Below are 1150 nucleotides of genomic sequence, written 5' to 3' on the forward strand. Positions count from 1 at the left end.
CCGAAGCACACTCCGCATTCGCGCCACGGAATGGGCATCGACCACCCAAAACGAGATCCGTCAGCGTCAATCGCCGCGCGGCACGCTGAAACATTGGAAAGCCAGCTTCTCAGCCAACTTTCGTGCATAGTTCAGGTTAGAGCAAGATTGCCTTGATGCACTCGAGGGGCTCCCGGAAATTTCCCTAGAAGCGAGTTTCGGCTTAGCAAGGCGCACGCGCAAGGGAAACGTCGTTGGCACCGCACGGCCCAGGAAGCGGCAACCGGCAGGCAAGCCCTTTCGGACTTGCTCCATCGCGAGCCCGGCGCCAGACTCCCTTTCATGACCTCGAATGCACTCCGCAAGGAACTCTTCCGGCTCTCCGTGGCGGAGCGCCTGGAGCTGGTCGAGGAGCTTTGGGACAGTATTCCCGCAGAGGCCGAGGCCCTCGATCTGACCCGCGAGCAACGCGAGGACCTCGACCAGCGGCTTGCCGAGGCGGATTCTGACCCAGAGGGCGGATCTCCTTGGGAGGCCGCGCGAGAGCGCATCCAGCAACGCCACCGGTGAGGCTCTCCCTTCGGCAGCGAGCGGAACTCGACATCGACGAAGTCTACGCCTGGTATGAGTCCAGGCGCTCGGGGCTCGGCGAGGCCTTTCTCCGCTCCGTCGATGCCAGTTTCGCTCGGATCGGTCGCGAGCCCGAGATCTACCCCGTCCAACACGACCCGGTACGACGAGCGCCCCTTCATCGCTTCCCCTACTCGGTCTTCTATGTGGTCCGCTCGGATCATGTCGATGTACTCGCCGTCTATCACAGCCGACGCCGACCGAGACGCTTCGAGGCCTAGCTCCGAGCACCGTTGCCGGAGGCGGCTAAAGAAAGAGGCGATGCGGGGAGTGCTCAATCAGCCGAGGGTGGCTGATCCGCGGGATGCGTCCTCGCATGCACTTCTTTCAGCTTCCGGATCGAGACCTGGGTGTAGAGCGCGGTGGTGGAGAGCGGGCTGTGGCCGAGGATGGCCTGGATGTGGCGGATGTCGGCACCGGCGTCGAGCATGAGCGTCGCCATCGTGTGGCGGAAGATGTGGCAGGCGCCGGGCTTTTCGATGCCGGCCTTCTCGATCGTTTTCTTCACGAGGTCGGTGAGTCGGTTCTTCTTGAAGGGCTC

General features: G+C 63.1%; 3 protein-coding genes. 2 read left to right on the forward strand and 1 reads right to left on the reverse strand.

Annotation, left to right across the window (positions count from 1 at the left end; translation table 11 throughout):
- The first annotated feature begins 321 nt into the window (after window positions 1-321).
- Together GY937_21450 and GY937_21455 are read left to right on the forward strand one after the other, a co-directional pair.
- Window positions 322-549: an addiction module protein gene (locus GY937_21450; GenBank protein ID MCP5059279.1), complete on the forward strand. Its 228-nt coding sequence runs from the start codon at window positions 322-324 to the stop codon at window positions 547-549.
- Entirely contained in the window at window positions 546-830 is a 285-nt protein-coding gene (locus tag GY937_21455; GenBank protein ID MCP5059280.1) for a type II toxin-antitoxin system RelE/ParE family toxin, read from the forward strand. The genes GY937_21450 and GY937_21455 overlap by 4 nt, the downstream gene beginning before the upstream one ends.
- Before the next feature lie 53 nt (window positions 831-883).
- Here the strand turns inward: GY937_21455 and GY937_21460 are convergent.
- Window positions 884-1150, reverse strand: a 267-nt coding sequence (locus GY937_21460) for a tyrosine-type recombinase/integrase (GenBank protein ID MCP5059281.1), incomplete at its 5' end; no start/stop codon positions are given.

The organism is bacterium, from assembly GCA_024228115.1.
In the GTDB taxonomy this organism is placed as follows: Bacteria; Myxococcota_A; UBA9160; order UBA9160; family UBA6930.